Annotated in this window: 15 protein-coding genes; 9 read left to right on the top strand and 6 right to left on the bottom strand. The window is 74.9% G+C overall.

From position 1 onward, the window contains the following. Nucleotides 1-168: 168 nt before the first annotated feature. On the bottom strand, nucleotides 169-942 hold the full coding sequence (locus tag AC067J_RS15050; protein ID WP_478299206.1) for a GntR family transcriptional regulator: 774 nt from the start codon (nucleotides 940-942) through the stop codon (nucleotides 169-171). A 367-nt stretch (nucleotides 943-1,309) separates the two neighbouring features. Between AC067J_RS15050 and AC067J_RS15045 the strand changes: the two genes are divergently transcribed. From AC067J_RS15045 to AC067J_RS15020, 6 genes are all read left to right on the top strand, one after another. Continuing rightward, a complete protein-coding gene (locus AC067J_RS15045) occupies nucleotides 1,310-2,416 on the top strand; it encodes a glycoside hydrolase family 19 protein (protein WP_478299204.1) in 1,107 nt (368 codons plus the stop codon). Nucleotides 2,417-2,629: 213 nt separating this feature from the next. Continuing rightward, the gene (locus AC067J_RS15040) at nucleotides 2,630-3,709 is read left to right on the top strand and encodes a serine hydrolase domain-containing protein (RefSeq protein WP_478299202.1); all 1,080 of its coding nucleotides are present in this window, start codon (nucleotides 2,630-2,632) and stop codon (nucleotides 3,707-3,709) included. A gap of 177 nt (nucleotides 3,710-3,886) precedes the next feature. After that, nucleotides 3,887-4,357: a hypothetical protein gene (locus AC067J_RS15035; RefSeq protein ID WP_478299201.1), complete on the top strand. Its 471-nt coding sequence runs from the start codon at nucleotides 3,887-3,889 to the stop codon at nucleotides 4,355-4,357. Between the two features lie 275 nt (nucleotides 4,358-4,632). Continuing rightward, entirely contained in the window at nucleotides 4,633-5,817 is a 1,185-nt protein-coding gene (locus tag AC067J_RS15030; RefSeq protein ID WP_478299200.1) for a thiolase family protein, read from the top strand. A 94-nt stretch (nucleotides 5,818-5,911) separates the two neighbouring features. Next, nucleotides 5,912-6,565 (top strand): class I SAM-dependent methyltransferase, encoded by a 654-nt coding sequence (locus AC067J_RS15025; RefSeq protein ID WP_478299198.1) that lies wholly within the window; start codon nucleotides 5,912-5,914, stop codon nucleotides 6,563-6,565. Nucleotides 6,566-6,706: 141 nt separating this feature from the next. After that, nucleotides 6,707-10,435, top strand: a complete 3,729-nt coding sequence (locus AC067J_RS15020) for a SpoIIE family protein phosphatase (RefSeq protein ID WP_478299196.1) — start codon at nucleotides 6,707-6,709, stop codon at nucleotides 10,433-10,435. A gap of 137 nt (nucleotides 10,436-10,572) precedes the next feature. On the opposite strand, the gene AC067J_RS15015 is transcribed toward AC067J_RS15020, so the two are convergent. From AC067J_RS15015 to AC067J_RS15000, 4 genes are all read right to left on the bottom strand, one after another. Beyond that, a complete protein-coding gene (locus AC067J_RS15015; RefSeq protein ID WP_478299195.1) occupies nucleotides 10,573-11,649 on the bottom strand; it encodes an S-adenosylmethionine:tRNA ribosyltransferase-isomerase in 1,077 nt (358 codons plus the stop codon). Beyond that, complete coding sequence (locus tag AC067J_RS15010; protein WP_478299193.1) at nucleotides 11,646-12,578, bottom strand: SDR family NAD(P)-dependent oxidoreductase; 933 nt, start codon at nucleotides 12,576-12,578, stop codon at nucleotides 11,646-11,648. Before AC067J_RS15010 ends, AC067J_RS15015 begins: the two co-directional genes overlap by 4 nt. Nucleotides 12,579-12,836: 258 nt before the next feature. Beyond that, complete coding sequence (locus AC067J_RS15005; RefSeq protein WP_478299192.1) at nucleotides 12,837-13,793, bottom strand: pseudouridine synthase; 957 nt, start codon at nucleotides 13,791-13,793, stop codon at nucleotides 12,837-12,839. 159 nt (nucleotides 13,794-13,952) lie between these two features. Further along, the gene (locus AC067J_RS15000) at nucleotides 13,953-14,348 is read right to left on the bottom strand and encodes a hypothetical protein (RefSeq protein ID WP_478299190.1); all 396 of its coding nucleotides are present in this window, start codon (nucleotides 14,346-14,348) and stop codon (nucleotides 13,953-13,955) included. A gap of 221 nt (nucleotides 14,349-14,569) precedes the next feature. Between AC067J_RS15000 and AC067J_RS14995 the strand changes: the two genes are divergently transcribed. The 3 genes from AC067J_RS14995 (at nucleotide 14,570) to AC067J_RS14985 (ending at nucleotide 17,158) form a co-directional block, all read left to right on the top strand. Next, nucleotides 14,570-15,670, top strand: a complete 1,101-nt coding sequence (locus AC067J_RS14995; protein WP_478299189.1) for a PP2C family protein-serine/threonine phosphatase — start codon at nucleotides 14,570-14,572, stop codon at nucleotides 15,668-15,670. A 91-nt stretch (nucleotides 15,671-15,761) separates the two neighbouring features. Further along, complete coding sequence (locus AC067J_RS14990) at nucleotides 15,762-16,157, top strand: DUF3224 domain-containing protein (protein ID WP_478299187.1); 396 nt, start codon at nucleotides 15,762-15,764, stop codon at nucleotides 16,155-16,157. Between the two features lie 203 nt (nucleotides 16,158-16,360). After that, nucleotides 16,361-17,158: a DUF5995 family protein gene (locus tag AC067J_RS14985; RefSeq protein ID WP_478299185.1), complete on the top strand. Its 798-nt coding sequence runs from the start codon at nucleotides 16,361-16,363 to the stop codon at nucleotides 17,156-17,158. Between the two features lie 85 nt (nucleotides 17,159-17,243). Here AC067J_RS14985 and AC067J_RS14980 read toward each other — a convergent pair whose 3' ends face one another. Beyond that, nucleotides 17,244-18,683, bottom strand: a complete 1,440-nt coding sequence (locus AC067J_RS14980) for a GuaB1 family IMP dehydrogenase-related protein (RefSeq protein ID WP_478299183.1) — start codon at nucleotides 18,681-18,683, stop codon at nucleotides 17,244-17,246. Nucleotides 18,684-18,956 lie beyond the last annotated feature (273 nt).

Below are 18,956 nucleotides of genomic sequence, written 5' to 3'. Positions count from 1 at the left end.
GCTCGAAATTCGGTCCAGACCCGTTATGCTTTCGTGATTAAGATGGCGCGGAGCCGCGGAGCCGCGGAGCTACAGATCGGCAAGGCGACAGGACGACAGGGCGACTAGGCGACAGGGGGCAGCGGGCAGGGCGGCACTCGGCCCGCGCCGGCGGCACCGCCCACGGCGTCAGCCGGCCTCCAGCCGGGTGGTGAAGCTGAACCGGTCACCCCGGTAGAGCGAGCGCACCCGCTCCACGGGGACGCCGGACGGATCCCTGGTCAGCCGGTGCAGCAGCAGCATCGGCAGCGCGGGCGGGGTGCCGATCAGCAGGGCCTCGCGCGGAGTGGCCAGCACCGTCTCGATCCGCTCGTCGGCCGCACCGAAGGTGATGCCCGCCTTCTCCGCCAGGAACGCGTACAGCGAGGACCCGGGGTCGAACTCCACGTCCAGTGCCGGAACCCGCCCCACCGCCAGGTAGGTGCTCTCCAGCCCGACCCGCTCGCCGTCCGCGAGCAGGACCCGCTCCAGGTGCCAGACCGGCTCGCCCGGCGCGATCCGCAGCTGGCCGGCCAACTGCGCTTCGGCGCCGAGCCGTTCCAGCCCGATCAGGGTGCGGCCGGGGATCCGGCCCTGGCGGCGGACCCCCTCGGTGTAGCTGGCCAGCGAGAGCGGCTGCTCCAGCTTGGGCCCGGCCACCACCGTGCTGCGCCCGCGCCGGCGGACCCTGCCCTGGATCAGCAGGTCGCGCAGGGCCTGGCGGAGCGTCTCGCGGGCCACCTCGAAGCGGGCGGCCAGCTCGCGTTCGGTCGGCAGCACGCCGCCCTCGCCGAGCTCGTCGAGCAGTTCCTCCAGCCGCCCCTTGACGGCGTAGTACTTGGGCACCCGGCCGTGCTCCGGGATGCCCGACCTGATCGGTGCGCCGGGGCCCGACCGGGCGGCGGGGTCAGGGGTTTCGTCCACCCGCCCATCCTTCCAGATGGCGAGACGCGGTCGGCGCAGCTGCGGCGGGCACCGCGGTCCCGGCTCCTGCGGGCGGAGTGGGCGCGGGTGCGGCGCACAGGGGCCGCGCACCTGCGGCGGGGCCCCACCGCGGGTGCGCGTGACGTGCGTGACGTGCGGGTCGCAGGAGCCGGCTCCGGCCCGGACCCTCGCCGGGCACTCTTGACAGGTTTAGACCATTCCGCTTGAGTCTGGGCCAGCCCCGCACCGGCCCGCACCCCGGTCGGCCCGTCCCCCACGACGAGCCCCCACGCCGCGGGGCCCACTCCCTGCCCCGACCTTCCCGCCTCCACGACCGTGCGGCCCCCACCGCACAAGGGGTGATCAAGTGTCAACGAAACGCCTGCTCGCACTGCTCTCCGCCGTCGTCACGGCACTGGCAGTCGTCCTGCTGCTGCCCGCCGCCAACGCCAGCGCCGCCGTCTGCGCCACGCCCTGGAGCTCGACGGCCGTCTACACCGGCGGCTCCGGAGCCTCGTACAACGGCCACAACTGGTCCGCGAAGTGGTGGACCCAGGGCGAGGCCCCGAGCACCGCCGGCTCGGGCGTCTGGGCCGACCAAGGTGCCTGCGGCACCGGTCCGACGCCGACCCCGACCCCGACCCCGACGTCCGGGACCTGCGCCTACCCGGACTGGGTCGCCGGCCGCACCTACACCACCGGCACGATCGTCAAGTACACCAACGGCGGCCTCTACCGGGCCACCCACGACAACCCGGGCTACGACCCGGTGATCAGCACCTGGTACTGGGAGCCCTACACCTGCGGCCCCAACCCGACCCCGACGCCGACCACCACCGTGACCCCCAACCCGGGCGGATTCCCGGTCAGCCAGGCGCAGTTCAACCAGATGTTCCCGAACCGGAACTCCTTCTACACCTACCAGGGCCTGCTCGACGCCCTCACCGCCTACCCCGCCTTCGCGGGCACCGGCACCGACACCGTGCGCAAGCAGGAGGCGGCGGCCTTCCTCGCCAACGTCAACCACGAGACCGGCGGCCTGGTCTACGTGGTCGAGCAGAACACCGCCAACTACCCGCACTACTGCGACACTTCGCAGTCCTACGGCTGCCCGGCCGGCCAGGCCGCGTACTACGGCCGCGGCCCGATCCAGCTGAGCTGGAACTTCAACTACAAGGCGGCCGGCGACGCCCTGGGCATCGACCTGCTGCGCAACCCCAACCTCGTGCAGACCGACCCGGCCGTCGCCTGGAAGACCGCGCTCTGGTACTGGAACACCCAGACCGGCCCCGGCACCATGACGCCGCACAACGCCATCGTCAACGGGTACGGATTCGGCGAGACCATCCGCAGCATCAACGGCAGCCTGGAGTGCAACGGCGGGAACCCCGCGCAGGTGCAGAGCCGGATCAACGCCTACCAGAGCTTCACCCAGCTGCTCGGCACCGTTCCGGGCTCCAACCTGAGCTGCTGACCGTCCGGCGGCCGACCCGCCACGCGCCTCCCTGACCCGGCGCGCCCCGGCCGCCGTCCGCCACTGCCGAGCCGCACCGCCGCCCGCACCGCCGCCCGCCGCCACGCACGCGGGCGGCGGTGCGGACGTACCTCCGGCGGACGAGCGGCGGGGGCCCGAAATCGTCGCCACGGTGGACGTCGTGACGGGCCGGGGGCTCCTAGGCTCGGGGTCATGAACGACCTTGGCAGCCTCGTCCAGCAGACCGCCGACCGCCTCGCCGGCCAGCACGTCGGCGCGGTGGTCGCCGGCCTGGCCGGCGGCACGGTGGAGATCCGCGGCGCAGGCCGCACCGGGCCCGGCAGCACCGGCGGCACACCCGGCCCGGACACCCTGTTCGAAATCGGCTCGGTGACCAAGGTGTTCACCTCGCTCGCGCTCGCCCGGCTGACCCTCGCCGGCACCGTCGCACTCGACGAACCGCTCGCCGACGTCCTGTCCGACGCGCTCCCGGCGGGCGTCACCGTCCCCGGCAGGAAGAACACCCCGCTCACCCTGCAGCACCTCGCCACCCACACCGCCGGCCTGCCCCGGCTCCCCGCCGGAATGCTGCTGCCGGCCCTGCTCACCCCGAACAAGCCCGACCCGTACGCCCACTGCACCGCCGAGTTCCTGCTCGCCGGGCTCGCCCGCACCCGGCTGCGCGCCGCACCCGGGCGCAGCTTCCGCTACTCCAACCTCGGCGCCGGGCTGCTCGGCCTCGCCCTCGCCCACCGCTCCGGCCTCTCCTACCAGGAGCTGGTGACGCGGGAGGTCTGCGCCCCGCTCGGCCTCGCCGACACGGTGGTCGCGGTCGACGGCGAGCGGTCCGCCCGGCTCGCCTCCGGGCACACCGCCGGCGGCCGCCCCGTCCCCGGCTGGAACCTCGCCGACCTCGTCGGCGCCGGCGGCCTCCACTCGACCGTCGCCGACCTCGCGATACTCGTGCGGGCCCAGCTGGCGTCCGGAACGGACGACGACAGCTCGCCGCTGGCGCCCGCGATCACGCTCACCCGGGAGGTCCGGCACCGGGTCAACCCGTTCGCCTGGATGCACCTCGGCTGGCTCGGCCACCGCCTGCACGCCCGCCAGGGCGGCCACCTCCAGATCTGGCACAACGGCGGGACGGGCGGCTTCCGGTCGTTCGTCGCGTTCGACCCGGAGAAGCGGGTGGGCGTGATCGCCGTGGTCAACACCCGCCGCGCCGTCGACCCGGCCGGCGTCGCACTGCTGCGCACGCTCCAGAAGTCCCACGCCTCGGTCGGCGCGGCCTGAAGCCGGCGGCGGCAGGCCGTCGCGCCTGCCGCCGCCGGACCTGATCCCGCCGGCGGCCGTGCACCACCGGACCGACCGCACGATGCGGCGGCTCGCGGCGCTGTTCGGGATCTCCACGGCGCCGGCAACCGGGGCATGTCCAAGTGGCCGAAGACGACGGTCCAGGTCGTAGCGGTCGTGGCCGAGGTCGCCTCCTGCATCCCTGGTCCTGTCGGTGCCGTGGCGGCGGCCATTCCCTCGGTTTCCTACGCTGCCACCGACAATTGGGGTAAGGCCTTCGAGACGACCCTCATGGCAGTCGCCCAATCGATCGGCGCCGATCGCAGCTGCGGCTCCGACCGGCTCCGCCGGCCGACCCTCCAACCAGTCCAAGGAACGTACGTGCCCCAGATCGAACGTCAATTCTCCTGGTTCTCAGGTCCTGTCGAGGCGCTCCAGATCCTCCGACGCGCGGCGATCGAGTCCTCTGTCGAATTGAGGAAGGACGTATCGCCGTCCCCGGAAGAGGCGGACGCCCTGACGGACGCTCTCGGCAGCATGCTCATGGAGGGCGGATTCGATGCGGACCACAACCCGACTCGAAGGGGGCTGGTGATCGAGGACATGATTGACAGTCTGAGTCAGTACCTTGAAAACGAGGATGATTGATCGGGCTCGGCTTCGATCTCACATGAGGGTCCACCAGCTTGCCTGCAGATCGCATCACGGATCACCAACCGAACAGGCAGGTCCGGTCAGCCGCTCGGCCCGTCGGGGAGGCGCTGCATCGGTTGGGCCGCGGCCTGGCGGGAGTGGCGCAGCGGGCCGCGGCCCGGTGGGTGGGGATTCCAAACTTGGCGACTCTTCGGTAAGTTTGGATTTCCAACCAGCCAGCGCGCCCGGGCGGTCGCCGTCCCGCGCCGCCCCGGAGGAAGGCGGACACCATGCGTGACGCCGTCATCGTCGAAGCCGTCCGCACCCCCATCGGCAAGGGCAAGCCCGGCGGCGCCCTCTCGGCCGTCCACCCCGTGCACCTGCTCGCCGGGGCCCTCCAGGCCCTGGTCGACCGCAGCGGCATCGACCCGGTGCTGGTCGACGACGTGATCGGCGGCTGCGTCGACCAGGTCGGCGAGCAGGCCATGAACACCACCCGCTACGCCTGGCTCTCCGCCGGACTGCCCGAGTCCGTCCCCGCGACCACCGTCGACCGCCAGTGCGGCTCCTCCCAGCAGGCCGTCCACTTCGCCGCCCAGGGCGTCATCGCCGGCGCCTACGACCTGGTCGTGGCCTGCGGGATCGAGTCGATGAGCCGGGTGCCGATGTGGTCCAACGTGCCGCCGGGCACCGACCCGTTCGGCGCGGCGATCGCCGCCCGCTACCCCGGCGGCCCGGTCCCCCAGGGCATCAGCGCCGAGCTGATCGCCGCCCGCTGGTCCCTCTCCCGCGAGGAGATGGACGCCTTCGCCGCCGACTCCCACGCCAAGGCCGCCCGGGCCCACGCCGACGGGCTGTTCGACGCCGAACTCGTCCCGGTGGCCACCCCTGGCGGGACCGTCACCGCCGACGAGTCCGTCCGCCCCGGCACCACCCCCGAGGTCCTCGCCGGCCTCCGCCCCTCCTTCGCCGACCCCGGCTTCGCCGAACGCTTCCCCCAGATCGACTGGTCGGTGACGGCCGGGAACAGCAGCCCGATCAACGACGGCGCCTCCGCCGTCCTGATCGCCGGCGCCGACACCGCCGCCCGCCTCGGCCTGCGCCCGCTCGCCCGCCTGCACTCCTTCGCGGTGACCGGCTCCGACCCCCTGCTGATGCTCACCGGCGTGCTCCCCGCCACCGAGAAGGTCCTGCGGCGCGCCGGCCTCACCCTCGCGGACATCGACCTGTTCGAGGTCAACGAGGCCTTCGCCGCCGTCCCCCTGACCTGGCTCCGCGAGACCGGCGCCGACCCGGCACGGCTCAACGTCAACGGCGGGGCCATCGCCCTCGGCCACCCCCTCGGCGCCAGCGGCACCCGCCTGATGACCACCCTCGTCCACACCATGCGCCGGCGCGGCAGCCGGTACGCCCTCCAGACCATGTGCGAGGCCGGCGGCCTCGCCAACGCCACCGTCCTGGAGTCGCTCACCTGAGCCGGCCCGGTCCTCCGAACCGGCCCGGTCCTCCGAACCGGCCCGGTCGTCCGAACCGCTCCGGTCGGCGGCGGCGGGTGCGACGATGTCGAGCGTGACCGATCAGTCCGCCATCGCCGGCTACTGGGACGCCGCCGCGCCCACCTTCGACGACGAGCCCGACCACGGGCTCAGGGCCGAGCACACCCGCGCCGCGTGGGCCCGGGTGGTGGAGTCCTGGATGCCGCCCGCCCCGGCCGACGTGCTCGACGTCGGGTGCGGAACCGGTTCGCTCTCCCTGCTGCTCGCGCGGGCCGGCCACCGCGTCACGGGCGTGGACCTGGCACCGGGGATGGTCGCGCTGGCCGGGCGGAAGCTGGCCGCGGCCGGACTGCCCGGCCGCTTCCTGCCCGGCGACGCTGCCGCGCCGCCGACCGGCGACGACGTGTTCGACGCCGTGCTGTCGCGGCACCTGTTGTGGACGCTGCCCGATCCCGGGGCCGCGCTGCGCGAGTGGGTGGCGCGGCTGCGGCCCGGCGGCGTGCTGGTGCTGGTCGAGGGCCGGTGGCGCGAGTCCGGCCGGCCCGGCGTGCCGTACGTGCCCGGGGCGGAGCTGCTGCCCTGGAACGGCGGGGTCGGCGCCGACGACCTGGCGGCCGCGGTGCGTCCGCTGGTCGCCGGACTGCGGATCGAACCGCTCAGCGCGAACGCGGACCTGTGGGGCCGCCCGGTGGACGACGAGCGGTACGCCCTGATCGCCCAAGCCTGACGGGTGCCGGGCGCCCGCACCTGACCCGCCCCGGGCGGCCGGGCCCGGACGCGTGCCGCGCGGGCGGGGCGGGGCGCGTGGGAAGATGGCAGGGCTGGTGCAAACGATCTCCGGGCGGTTCTCTGGCCATGGTGAACGAGCATGGTGAACGAGCGGCGTGACGCCGGCGGGCCCGGACGGGCGCGTGGCGGTGAACCGGGCGGCGAACCCGGCGGGGGGTCCTACCAGGACGCCCTCCTGATGGTGCCGATCGCCACCGCGCTGATCGAGTCCGACGGTCGCATCCTGCACTGGAGCAACGACGCCGAGGCACTGCTCGGCTACTCCCCGGAGGAGGCGATCGGCGCCCGGGCCGCCCAGCTGCTGGCCACGGACGACCAGCGGCCGGACGTGCTGGAGCTGTTCCAGGAGATCCTGGACGGCCGCGGCTGGTCCGGCGTGTTCGCCGTCCGGCACCGGGACGGCCACCACGTCAACCTGGAGTTCCGCACCCACCCGATCTCCGGGCCCGGCGGCAGCCCGCTGGTGCTGGCCGTGGCCTCGGACGTGACGACGCTGCGCCGGATCCAGGCGGACCTGGCCGTGCTGGACGGCTTCTTCACCCAGTCCCCGGTCGGCATGAGCGTCTACGACACCCGGCTGGCGTTCGTCCGGCTGAACGAGGCGCTGGCCCGGGTGAACGGACTGCCGGTGGAGCGGCACCTCGGCCACCGGCTGACCGAGCTGCTGCCCGGCATCAACGGCGCGGAGAGCGAGGCGGTGATGCGCCGGGTGCTGGAGACCGGCGAGCCGGTCGTGGACGCCCGTTCGCACGGCCGGACCCCCGGCGACCCGACGCACGAGCACGCCTGGTCGGCCTCCTACTTCCGGCTGGAGGACCCGAGCGGCCGGGTGCTCGGCGTCAGCTCCACCGTCATCGACATCACCGAGCGGTTCCGTGCCGACGCGCGCGCCGCCCGGGCGCAGGAGCGGCTGTCGCTGCTGGTCGACGCGACCGCCTCGATCGGCACCACCCTGGACCTGCGGCAGACCGCCCGCGAGCTGGCCGACGCCATGGTGCCCCGGGTGGCCGACATCAGCGGCGTCTTCGCGCTGGAGGCGCTGGCCGCCGGCCGGAACGTCGAACCGCTGGACCCGACCGCGCCGCAGCAGGTGCGCCGGCTGGCGCTGGCCACCACCGACCCGCTCTACCCGGCGGAGGCGCTGCCGGTGGACGCGGTGTACGAGGTCACGCCGGACACCCCCTACGCCCGGGCGCTGGCCACCGGCCGGACGGTGGTGGTGCCGTCGTGGGAGCTGCCGCCGCTGAGCGACGGGATCAGCGAGAGCCGCCGCCAGGCCTTCCTGGGCGACCGCCCGCGGTCGGTGCGGATCACCCCGCTGGTGGCGCGCGGCACCACCCTCGGCATGATCGTGTACTCGCGGCGCGGCGAGCGGGAGTCCTTCGCCGAGGCGGACATCACGCTCGGCGACGAGCTGGCGTCCCGGGCCGCCGTCGCGATCGACAACGCCCGGCTCTACCTGCGCCAGCACCAGACCGTGCTGGCCCGGCAGCAGGCCCTGCGCGAGGCGAAGGCCGCGCAGGAGCGGCTGGCGCTGGTGAACGTGGCGTCCACCCGGATCGGCACCACGCTCGATCTCGCCCAGACCGCCATGGAGTTGGCCGAGGTGGCGACTCCCCGGCTGGCCGACACCGTGGTGGTGGAGGTCCTGGACGACCTGGTGCGCGGGGAGCGGGAGGCCCAGCCGTCGGCGGACGGCTCGGCGGTGCTGCGGCGGATGGCCTTCCACTCGGTGCACGGCTCGACGCTGGCGCCGATCGACCGGACCGGCGGGGTGCAGCGGTTCGTGCCCGGTTCCCCCTACGCCTGGGCGCTCACGAACCGCCGTCCGGTCCTGGTGCCGAGGATGGACGCGGCCGGGATGGCCTGGTTCGCCGACGACCCGGTGCGCACCGCGGCGGTGTACGAGCAGAACGTCCGCTCGTTCATGGTGGTGCCGCTGATCGCCCGGGGCTCGCCGGTCGGCGTCGCCGCCTTCTACCGGACGGTGGTCGACCACCCGTACGAGGACGACGACCTGGCCCTGGCCGGGGAGTTGGCCGTCCGGGCGGCCGTGTCGATCGACAACGCGCTGCTGTTCACCCGGGAGCGGGACGCGGCGGCCGCCCGCCAGCGCGCGCTCGACGAGGCGTGGGCCGCGCAGCAGCGGCTGTCCCTGCTCAACGAGGCCTCCAACCGGATCGGCACCACGCTCGACCTGAACCGCACCGCCGAGGAGTTGGTGGAGGTGGTGATCCCCCGGTTCGCCGACTTCGTCACGGTCGACCTGCGGGACGCGGTGCTCGGCGGCGAGGATCCGGCCCCCGTCCCGGCCGACGGCTCGGTGCTGATGCGGGCGGTCGCCGTCGGCGAGGCGGCCGCCGACGGCACCATGTCCCGGGCGGCCGACCAGGTCGGCGCGACCTCGCAGTCCGCCAAGGTGTACGCGGAGAGCCTGCGCACCGGGCGCTCGATCCTCGTCTCCGAGGTGGACGAGGCGGCGCTGAGCCGGATCGTGGCCTCGCCCGACCGGGTGCAGCCGGGCCTGGACGCCGGGGTGCACTCGTACCTGATGGTGCCGCTGCTGGCGCGCGGAGTGGTGCTCGGCGGCGCGGAGTTCATCCGCACCCGCAATCCGCTGCCGTTCGGCGCGGCGGACCGGTCGCTGGCCGAGGAGCTGGCCGCCCGCACCGCGCTGGCCATCGACAACGGCCGGCTCTACCGGCGCGAGCGGGACACCGCGCTCACCCTGCAGCGGAGCCTGCTGCCCCAGGAGATCCACCGCACGCTGGGCCTGGAGATCGCCTACCGGTACCTGCCCAGCAGCGTGGTGAGCGAGGTCGGCGGCGACTGGTTCGACGTCGTGCCGCTCTCCTCCGGGCGGGTCGCCCTGGTGGTCGGCGACGTCATGGGCCACGGCATCCGGGCCGCCGCCACGATGGGCCAGCTCCGCACGGTGGCACGCACGTTGATCACCCTGGAGCTGTCGCCGGACCGGGTCATGCACCGCCTGGACGAGGCCACCACGGCGATCGGCGAGGGGCAGTTCGCCACCTGCGTCTGCGTGGTCTACGACCCGGTCGGCCGGCACTGCACCGCCTCCTGCGCGGGTCACCTGCCGCCGGTGGTGGCCGAGACCGCGGGCGACGCACGGCTGGTCGACCTGCCGCCCGGAGCCCCGCTCGGTGTGGGCGGAGTCCCGTTCGAGAGCGTCGAGTTCACCCTCCCCGAGGAGGGCGTGCTCACCCTCTACACCGACGGCCTGGTGGAGCGGCGCGGCCGCGACATCGACGAGGGCCTGCGCCTGCTCTGCCGCACCATCGCCGCCGGCCGGCACCGGACGCCTGAGCAGCTCTGCGACGCGGTGCTGGCCGAACTCACCGGCCGCACCAGCGAGGACGACATCGCCGTCATCATCGCGCAGGCCCGGCCGGCCGGTTCCGACCGGATCGCCACCCTCGCGCTCGACGACGACCACGCGATGGTCTCCCACTCGCGCCGCTTCACCCGGGAGACGCTCGCCGAGTGGGGGCTGGGCTCGCTCGCCGAGTGGGCCGAGCTGCTCACCAGCGAACTGATCACCAACGCCCTGGTGCACGCCGGATCCCCCACCCAGCTGAGGCTGTTGTGCAACCGTACGCTCACCGTGGAGGTCGCCGACCGGGACGCCGAGTCGCCCCGGATGCGCCGCGCACAGGAGGAGGACGAGGGCGGGCGCGGCATGCACCTGGTCAACGAGCTGGCCCACCGCTGGGGCAGCAGGAGGACGCCGGACGGGAAGGTGGTCTGGTTCGAACTGGAGCTGCCGCCGGGGCTGTTGAACAGGTAGTGCGGCCCGGGGCGGGTCGGGTCGGCGTAGGTCGGCCGGGGTCGGCCGGGGTCGGCCGGGGTCGGCCGGGGTCGGCCGGGGCGTGCCCGGTGGGGTGTTCCGCTCGGGGCGGTCGGTGGCCGCCCCGGGCCCGCCGGTCAGTCCGGGAGCAGCAGGTTGACGTCACCGAACTCGTGCCAGAGGTACCGGTGCCGGACCGCCTCCCGGTAGCAGTGCTCCAGCAGCGGCCGGCCCGCGACGGCGGCCAGCAGCAGCAGGTGCGAGGCGCGCGGCTCGTGCCAGCCCGTGAGCAGGCCGTCCACCGCGCGCACACCGCGCTCGGGCGTGACCACCAGTTCCGTCCAGCCCTCGGCCTCCCCGACCGTGCCGTCCGGTCCGGCGGCCGACTCCAGGGCGCGGACCGCCGTCGTACCCACCGCGATCACCCGCCCGCCCCCGGCCCGGACGTGGCCGACCAGTCGGGCGGTGGCGGCCGGCACCCGGAACCACTCCGCGTACGGCGGCTCGTGCGCCTCCGGCGAGGCCACCCCGGTGTGCAGCGTGATCGGCGCCACCAGTACGCCCCGCCCGGCGAGCCGGGCCACCACCTCGGCGCTGAACGGCCTGGCCGCGCTGGGCATCTCGCTGCTGCCGGGGACGGTCGCGAAGACCGTCTGGTAGGCCTCGACCGGCCAGTCCCGGTCGACGTAGCCGTAGCGGATCGCCCGGCCGTGCCGCGCCAGGTACTCGGGCAGCGGGCCGGGGTGGGTGAGCCGGGCGTGCCAGAGGCGGGGCGTGAACGGTGCGGTCAGCTCGGCCGCGCCGCCCGCCGGCAGCGACACCCGCAGTCCCGGGCGGGCCGGCGACTCGGCCGGCGGGTAGTAGGCGGGTGCCTCCCCCGGGACGGCGCGGCGCAGTTCGACCAGGTGCGTGCCCTGCCGGTCCGGGCGGCTGGAGGAGAGGTGGACGGCGACCGGGCTGCCGTCGGACAGTCGGCCGGGCAGTGCGGCGGGCAGGGTGGCCGAGTTGTTGACCACCAGGAGGTCGCCGGGCCGCAGCACCTCCGGCAGTTCGGTGAAGCGGTGGTGCCCGACGGCGGTGGCGCCGGAGGCACCACGGCGTCCGACCAGCATCCGGACGTCGTCCCGGGCCGTGCCCCGGGCCTCCGCCGGCTCCCGGGCGGAGAGTTCGGGCGGGACGGTGACGTCGAGGGCGGGCTCGGCGACCGCGGTCACCGGTCCTCCCTTGCGGTCACGGCGACTGCGGCGGTCACGGCAGGCATTGCGGTCACGGCGACTGCGGCGGTCACGGCAGCCGCCGCAGGCATGGCGGTCACGGCGGTCACGGCGGACGCCACGGGCTCGAAGGTCCCGGCGGTGGCGGGCCCGGTGGCCCCGGACTCGCCGGCCGCCGTCCCGGCCCGGTCGGCGAGCAGTTCGGGAGCGCGGTACCGCCCGGAGGCGGCGCGGTCGCGGACGAGGGCGAGCAGCGCGGGCGCCACCTCCTCGGGCAGCGGCTCGCCGGAGATGTCCTCGCCCGGGCTGGCGTCCTGGAGCATCCTGGTCCGCATGCTGCCGGGGTCCACCGCCCAGACCCGCAACCCGGGCTCCTCCACGGCCAGGACGGCCGAGGCGAGGTCCAGCGCCGCCTTGCTCGCGCCGTAGCCGCCCCAGCCCTCGTACGCCACCACGGCCGCGTCCGAGCTGATGTTGAGGACGTCCCCGGCGTTGGCGCGCAGCTGCGGCAGGACGAGCTGGGTCAGCGCGATCGGGGCGAGCGCGTTGACCTCGAAGGTCTCCAGCAGCTCGGGCAGCGGGAAGTCGGCCAGCCGGGGCAGGGGTTCGCACCCGCCGTCGGCACCGGCGGCGTCGGCGCCGTTGAGCGTCCCGGCGTTGTTCACCAGGAGTCGCGCGCCGCCGAGGGAGGCGGCGGCCGCGGCGAGCCGGGCCCGGTGGTCGTCGTCGACGATCGAGCCGGCCAGCGCCACCACCGTGGTGAGTTCCGCCAGTTCGGCCTCCGCGGCGGCGAGTTCGGCCGCACCCCGGGAGGTGATCACGAGCTGCCAGCCGTCGGCGGCGAGGGCGCGGGCGAGGGCCCGGCCGAGGCCCCGCGAGGCTCCGGTGACCAGGGCGACGGGGCGGTTGCTGATCTGCTGTGCGTTCATGGCACCACGATCGCCCCGGACCGGTCCCGGCCGGATCGGCCGCCGGGCCCTCCCCCGCCTCAGCCCTTCGTCCTCATCCGCTCGTCCTCGTCCGTTCGTCCTCATCCGCTCGGCCCGGGCGGGTCGGCCTCGGCGGGTCGGCCCGGGCGGATCAGTCTGGGCGGGTCGGCCCGGGCAGGGCGGCCCGAGTGGGCCGGTCGGCCGAGGACGGACGTGCGCGCGGTCCCGCCACGGCGGCCCGGGTCCTCCGGGGGCGGATCAGTCCGCCTCGGCGTCCCACCCGGCCGGGTCGGCCCAGGCGGACAGCGACCGGCGGCTCTCGAAGCGGCACGGACGGCCGGTCAGCGGATCGGTGAACTCGACCACGGCGGAGAGCAGTTGGAGCGGACGGCGGAAGTCGTCCGGTGCCGGCTCGGGCAGCACCACCGGGTACACCGGGTCGCCGAGGATCGGCACGCCCAGACCGCTCATGTGCAGCCGCAGCTGGTGCGTCCGCCCGGTCGACGGCCGGAGCCGGTAGCGGCCCAGCCCGCCCCGACGCTCGACCAGGTCGATCCGGCTCTCGCTGTTCGGCGGCGCGTCCAGCTCGCGGGCCGCGATCTCGCCGCGCTCCTTGACGATGTGGCTGCGCACGGTGCGCGGCAGTTCCAGCGCCGGGTCGTACGGCGCCACCGCCTGGTACTCCTTGCGGACCAGCCGGTCCCGGAACAGCGTCTGGTAGGCACCGCGGTCCTCCGGGCGGACCACGAACATCGCCAGCCCCGCCGTCAGCCGGTCCAGCCGGTGCGCCGGGCTCAGCGCCGGAAGGGCGAGCGCGTGGCGCAGCCGGGAGAGCGCCGTCTCCACGACATGCCGGCCGCGCGGGGTGGTGGCCAGGAAGTGCGGCTTGTCGACCACCACGAGGTGCTCGTCCCGGTGCAGCACGTCCAGTTCGAACGGGACCGCCACCTCCTCCGGCAGTTCCCGGTAGAACCAGAGGTGCGCCCCGGCGCGGAACGGCTCGTCCGGCTCGATCGGCCGCCCGCCCTCGGCGACGATCCCCCGCCCGTCGAGCAGTTCGTCGACCCGCGCGGCCGCCGCGGCGGGCAGCCGCTCGGCCAGGTACGCGCGCACCGTCGGCCAGGGCCCGCCGACGACCGGCAGCCGCAGGTGCACCGGGTCCACCCCGAGGCGCTGCGGAAGGGGGGCGGGCGGCGCCGTGCTCTTGCGTCTCATCTCGCCGGCCAGCCTAGTTCGTCGGCCTCGGACCGGTGGCGCCAGGGCGCCGAGGCCGACCGGCTCGCGCGAGGAGGGGCCGGGGACGGGCCGGGGACGGGCCGGGCCGGGCCGGGGCGGGGCGGGGCACGGTGGCCGCACGGCTGCCCGGGCCGCTGATCACGCCTCCGGCGGACGCACCCACGGGGCCAGCCGCTCCCCGGCCGCCAGGCTCCCGCGCCAGTACCTGAACACGGTCCCGTGGACGACTTCGAGCCCCCCGGCCGCGATCAGCCCGGTGGCGGGCTCGGAGCCACCCGCGTCGGCCTCGAACGCGACCAGCACCGCAGGTTCCTCACCGACCTGCCCGGCCACGGTCCGGACCTCGTCCGGTGTCGGCTCACGGAACGCCGGATCGTGGAAGACCGCCGGACACATGACGAAGACCGGGTCGCTGAAGACCAGTTCCAGATCGTGGTGGTACGACAGGTCACTGCCCGCGCCCAGCCGCAACCGGCCGGCGTCGCAGGCGACGATGTCCCAGTCCCACCATGACCCCTCGGGAAGTCTGATCACGAGCCTGTCCCCCTCGGATTCGGACGATCAGGCAGGCTACCCCGCCGGCCCCGGCTTCGGCCCCGGCCCGATCGCCCAAGGCGGAGCCGGACGCACCGGGGGCACCGGGGGCACCGGGCCGGGGGCGCCGGGATGCCGTCGGTGGTGGGCCCGGTGGAGAGTGGAAGTGGACAGCGGAGCCGCCCGTCCGGCGCCTCCGCCGACCCCCTGGAGGCGAGTGCGTGACCGTGACCGCCGACGGCCCGCAGGACGGGGCACCGCCGCCGCGCCTGCCGCGGCGGACCCGGCTGCTGCTGTACTGCGCCTTCCTGCTGCTGGTCGCGGCCGTGGTGGCCGACCTGCTCACCGGCCCGGGGACGACCCTCTCCCCCGTCCTCGCGGTGGCGCCGGTGCTGGTCGGCGCGACCACCCGCCGGGCCCGGGTGCCGCTGGCCACCGGTGTGGTCGCGGCGGTCGCGGCCGGGCTGCTCGAACGGGGCAACACCGCCGTTTCGGGCTCCGTCCACATCACCGCCCTGGTCACCATCCTCGCCGCGACCCTCGCCAGCACCGCCAACGTCGTCCTGATCGCCGCCCGGGAGCGCGAGCTGCTGCAGGTCCGGACGGTCGCCGAGGCGGCGCAGCGGGCGCTGCTGCGCCCGCCCCCGGAGCGGCTCGGGCCGCTGCGGATCGCCGTCCGGTACGTCGCGGCGGCCGCCGAGGCCCGGATCGGCGGCGACCTGTACGAGGTGGCGGACACCCCGTTCGGGATCCGGGTGCTGCTCGGTGACGTCCAAGGGCACGGCCTGTCGGCCGTCGAGACGGCGGCCGACGTCCTCGGCACCTTCCGGGAGGCGGCGCGCACCGAACCGGACCTCGCCCTGCTCGCCGAGCGCCTGGACGCCGCGCTGGCCGCCCGACCGGACAACGAACGGTTCGCGACGGCCGTGCTGCTCGGCGTCGACGGGGAGGGCGGCGGCGCCCGCCTGGTCAACTGCGGCCACCCGCACGCCCTGCTCCGCCGCGACGGCCGCGTGACCGAACTCGTGCCCGCCCGGCACGCCCCGCCGCTCGGCCTGCTGGACCTCCTCGGCGGCGGCCACTACCGGGCCGATCCGTTCGATCCCTGCGCGGGCGACCTCCTGCTGCTGCACACCGACGGCTTCTCCGAGGCCCGCGACCGGGCGGGCCGCTTCTACCCGCTCACCGACCGTCTCGCCGCCCTGCACGCCACCGCGCCCGACGACCTCCTCGACGCCCTCCTCGACGACCTGGCGGCCTGGGTCTCCCCCGCCGGGCTGGACGACGACGCGGCCGCGCTGGCCCTCCGCTGGGAGCGGTGACGTCCGGGGGCGGTTGTCAGTGGCGCGTGCAAGGGTGGGCCTGCGGTCGGCGACGGGCCGGCGGCGGGGTTCTGGTCGAGGGGACGGTGCCATGGGGAGCAGGGCGAGCGGGGCGTTCGAGCTGACGGCTTTCGAGCCGGAGGAGACGGACGAGCAGCCGGGGGCGACGCTCGGCCGGGTGCGGATCACCAAGGAGTTCACGGGCGGGCTGACGGGGTCGAGCGTCGTTCGGATGCTGTCGGTGATGGACGCCGGGGGCGGGCCCGCCGCCTACGTGGCGGTGGAGCGGTTCACGGGCTCGCTGGACGGGCGGCAGGGGTCGTTCGTGCTGCAGCACGCCGCGCCGGGGAGCCACGGCGAGCGCCTGTCGATCCGAGTGGTGGCGGGGACGGGCGCGGGTGAGCTGGTGGGGATCACCGGTGTGTTCGAGCTGGAGGTCGACGAGCAGGGGGCCCACACCTACGTGCTGGAGTACGAACTGGGCTGAGCGGAGGAGCTGAGCGGAACGGCTGGGTCGAGGAGCCGGGCGGGAGGAACCGAGCCGAGCAGCCGGGCGGAGGAGCGCCGAGCAGCCGGGCGGAGGGCGGGTGCGGGAAGCCGGCCGGGGTGTCCGCGCGGCATCGGCGGGACCTGGGCGGGCTGCTGTCACGATGATGCGATCAGTGCACGATCGACATCGGAGGGTGACGGATGGCCGGCACGCACACACGGATGGCGAGCGGCGTCGACGGGGTGATCCGGCGACTGCGGACGATCGGGGCCGCCCTGCCGCCCGGTGACGGGGTCGCGGTGTTCAACCGGATGTACCTGACCGTGACGGAGACGGTCCGGGCCGGGCTCGGGGACTTCGCCGATCCGCGGGCCGTGGCCGAGTTGGACGTGCTGTTCGCCGGGCGCTACCTGCTGGCCGTGGACGCCGTCGCGGGCGGGCGGCGGCCGCCGGCCTGCTGGCGGCCGCTGTTCGAGCTGCGGGCCCGCCCGGAGGTGCACCCGGTGCAGTTCGCGCTGGCCGGGATGAACGCGCACATCCAGCACGACCTGCCGCTCGCCGTCGTCGACACCTGTCGCCGGCTGGGCCGGGAGCCCGGGCAGCTGGCCGCCGACTACCACCGGATCAACGGGCTGCTGGCCGGGGTGGAGGCGGTGGTCCGGGAGCAGCTGATGCCCGGGCCGGACCTGCTGGAACGGGTCGAGCCGCTGACCCACCGGATCGGCGCCTGGTCGGTCGACGCGACCCGGGACGCGGCCTGGTCGTCCGTCCGGGTGCTCTGGGAGCTGCGCGGACTGCCGGGTGCGACAGCGGCTTTCACGGCGATGCTGGACGGCGCGGTCGGGCTGCTGGGGCGTGCGCTGCTCGCCCCGCTGGGCCTGCCCCCGGCCGCGGCGGCGGAGGACGGAGCAACGTGCGAGGCGGCGGGCGGAGCGGCGCCGGCCGGGCGGCTCCCCCTCGCGAGGAGCCGCCCGGCCGGCAGCGGGCGGTGGCGGTAGGCCCTGAGCGTCAGGCGCCCCCGAACGCCAGGCCCCGAGCATCAGGCCCCGAGCATCAAGCCCCTGAGCGCCAGGCCCCTGAGCGTCAGGCCCAGCTGCTGTGGAGCGGCTTGCCCTCGGCGTAGCCGGCGGCGCTCTGGATGCCGACCACGGCCTTGTCGTGGAACTCCTCCAGCGAGGCGGCGCCCGCGTAGGTGCAGGAGCTGCGCACGCCGGCCACGATCGAGTCGATGAGGTCCTCGACGCCCGGGCGGGCCGGGTCGAGGAACATCCGGGAGTGCGAGATGCCCTCCTCGAACAGGGCCTTGCGGGCCCGGTCGTACGAGGAGTCCTGGGAGGTGCGGTTGCTCACGGCCCGCTTCGAGGCCATGCCGAAGGACTCCTTGTACTGGCGGCCGTCGGCGGCGGCGTGGAGGTCGCCCGGCGACTCGTAGGTGCCGGCGAACCAGGAGCCGATCATCACGTTGGAGGCGCCGGCGGCGAGCGCCATGGCGACGTCGCGCGGGTGGCGCACGCCGCCGTCGGCCCACACGTGCCGGCCGAGCCGGCGCGCCTCGGCGGCGCACTCCAGGACGGCGGAGAACTGCGGGCGGCCGACACCGGTCATCATCCGGGTCGTGCACATCGCGCCCGGGCCGACCCCGACCTTCAGGATGTCGGCGCCCGCCTCGACCAGGTCGCGGACACCGGCCGCCGAGACGACGTTGCCGGCCACGATCGGGACCTGCGGGTCCAGGCCGCGGACGGCGCGCAGCGCGCTGATCATCGACTCCTGGTGGCCGTGCGCGGTGTCGACGACCAGGGTGTCGGCGCCGGCCTCCAGCAGGGCCTTGGCCTTGCCGGCGACGTCGCCGTTGATGCCGACGGTGGCGGCGACGCGCAGCTTGCCGGCGGCGTCGACGGCCGGGGTGTAGAGGGTGGCGCGCAGCGCGTTCTTGCGGGTCAGGATGCCGACCAGGCGGCCCTCGCCGTCGACGACGGGGGCGAGCCTGCGGTGGCCCTCGCTGAGCTTGTCGAAGGCGGCGCGCGGGTCGATGCCCTCCTCCAGGAGGAGCAGCTCGCGGGACATCACGTCGGCGAGCGAGGTGAAGCGGTCGACGCCCTGGCAGTCGGAGTCGGTGACGACGCCGACCGGCCGGCCGTCCTCGACGACGACCAGCGCGCCGTGGGCGCGCTTGGGCAGCAGCGAGAGCGCCTCGGCGACGGTGGCGCCGGGGCCGAGCGTGATGGCGGTGTCGTGCACCAGGTGGCGCTGCTTGACCCAGCCGATGACGTCGGCGATGACCTCGGTCGGGATGTCCTGCGGGATGGCGACCAGGCCGCCGCGGCGGGCGACGGTCTCGGCCATCCGGCGGCCGGCGATGGCGGTCATGTTGGCGACCACCAGCGGGATGGTCGTGCCCGTGCCGTCGTTCGAGGAGAGGTCGACACCCTGTCGGGAGCCCACTGCGGAGCGGCTGGGGACCATGAAGACGTCGTCGTACGTCAAGTCGTACGAGGGCGTGAGGTCGTTCAGGAAGCGCATGAAACGGGGCTCTCTGGCTGGGAGAAATTACACCTCGGGTGCGGGTGCGGCACGGCCGCAGGGCGCACTCGGGCGCCCCTGCACCCAACATTCGATTCTCCGGCACCCCGCAGCCAAAAGCCAGTTCGAGGCCGTTTGCTGGTGCACCGCACAAGCCGTGATCACCGAACCGGGGGAAGGCTTGGAGGTTCCTCCAAGTTTCCGCTTTTCGCCCCGGCCAGGCCCGCTCCCGTAGCATTCACGCGGTAACGGCGGTGGCGAACAGCAACGGCG

This window comes from Kitasatospora sp. NPDC042419, from assembly GCF_056437345.1.
The sequence above is the reverse complement of the archived record's forward strand: the minus strand, read 5'-3'. Positions and strand labels throughout refer to the sequence as shown.

What these genes read in the sequence shown, in the direction of transcription:
- AC067J_RS15020 (WP_478299196.1), top strand. Translation starts at nt 6,707, where the DNA reads ATGGTGAACGAGCGGCGTGACGCCGGCGGGCCCGGACGGGCGCGTGGC.
- AC067J_RS15040 (WP_478299202.1), top strand. Translation starts at nt 2,630, where the DNA reads ATGAACGACCTTGGCAGCCTCGTCCAGCAGACCGCCGACCGCCTCGCC.
- AC067J_RS15030 (WP_478299200.1), top strand. Translation starts at nt 4,633, where the DNA reads ATGCGTGACGCCGTCATCGTCGAAGCCGTCCGCACCCCCATCGGCAAG.
- AC067J_RS14985 (WP_478299185.1), top strand. Translation starts at nt 16,361, where the DNA reads ATGGCCGGCACGCACACACGGATGGCGAGCGGCGTCGACGGGGTGATC.
- AC067J_RS14990 (WP_478299187.1), top strand. Translation starts at nt 15,762, where the DNA reads ATGGGGAGCAGGGCGAGCGGGGCGTTCGAGCTGACGGCTTTCGAGCCG.
- AC067J_RS14980 (WP_478299183.1), bottom strand. Translation starts at nt 18,683, where the DNA reads ATGCGCTTCCTGAACGACCTCACGCCCTCGTACGACTTGACGTACGAC.
- AC067J_RS15010 (WP_478299193.1), bottom strand. Translation starts at nt 12,578, where the DNA reads ATGAACGCACAGCAGATCAGCAACCGCCCCGTCGCCCTGGTCACCGGA.
- AC067J_RS15005 (WP_478299192.1), bottom strand. Translation starts at nt 13,793, where the DNA reads ATGAGACGCAAGAGCACGGCGCCGCCCGCCCCCCTTCCGCAGCGCCTC.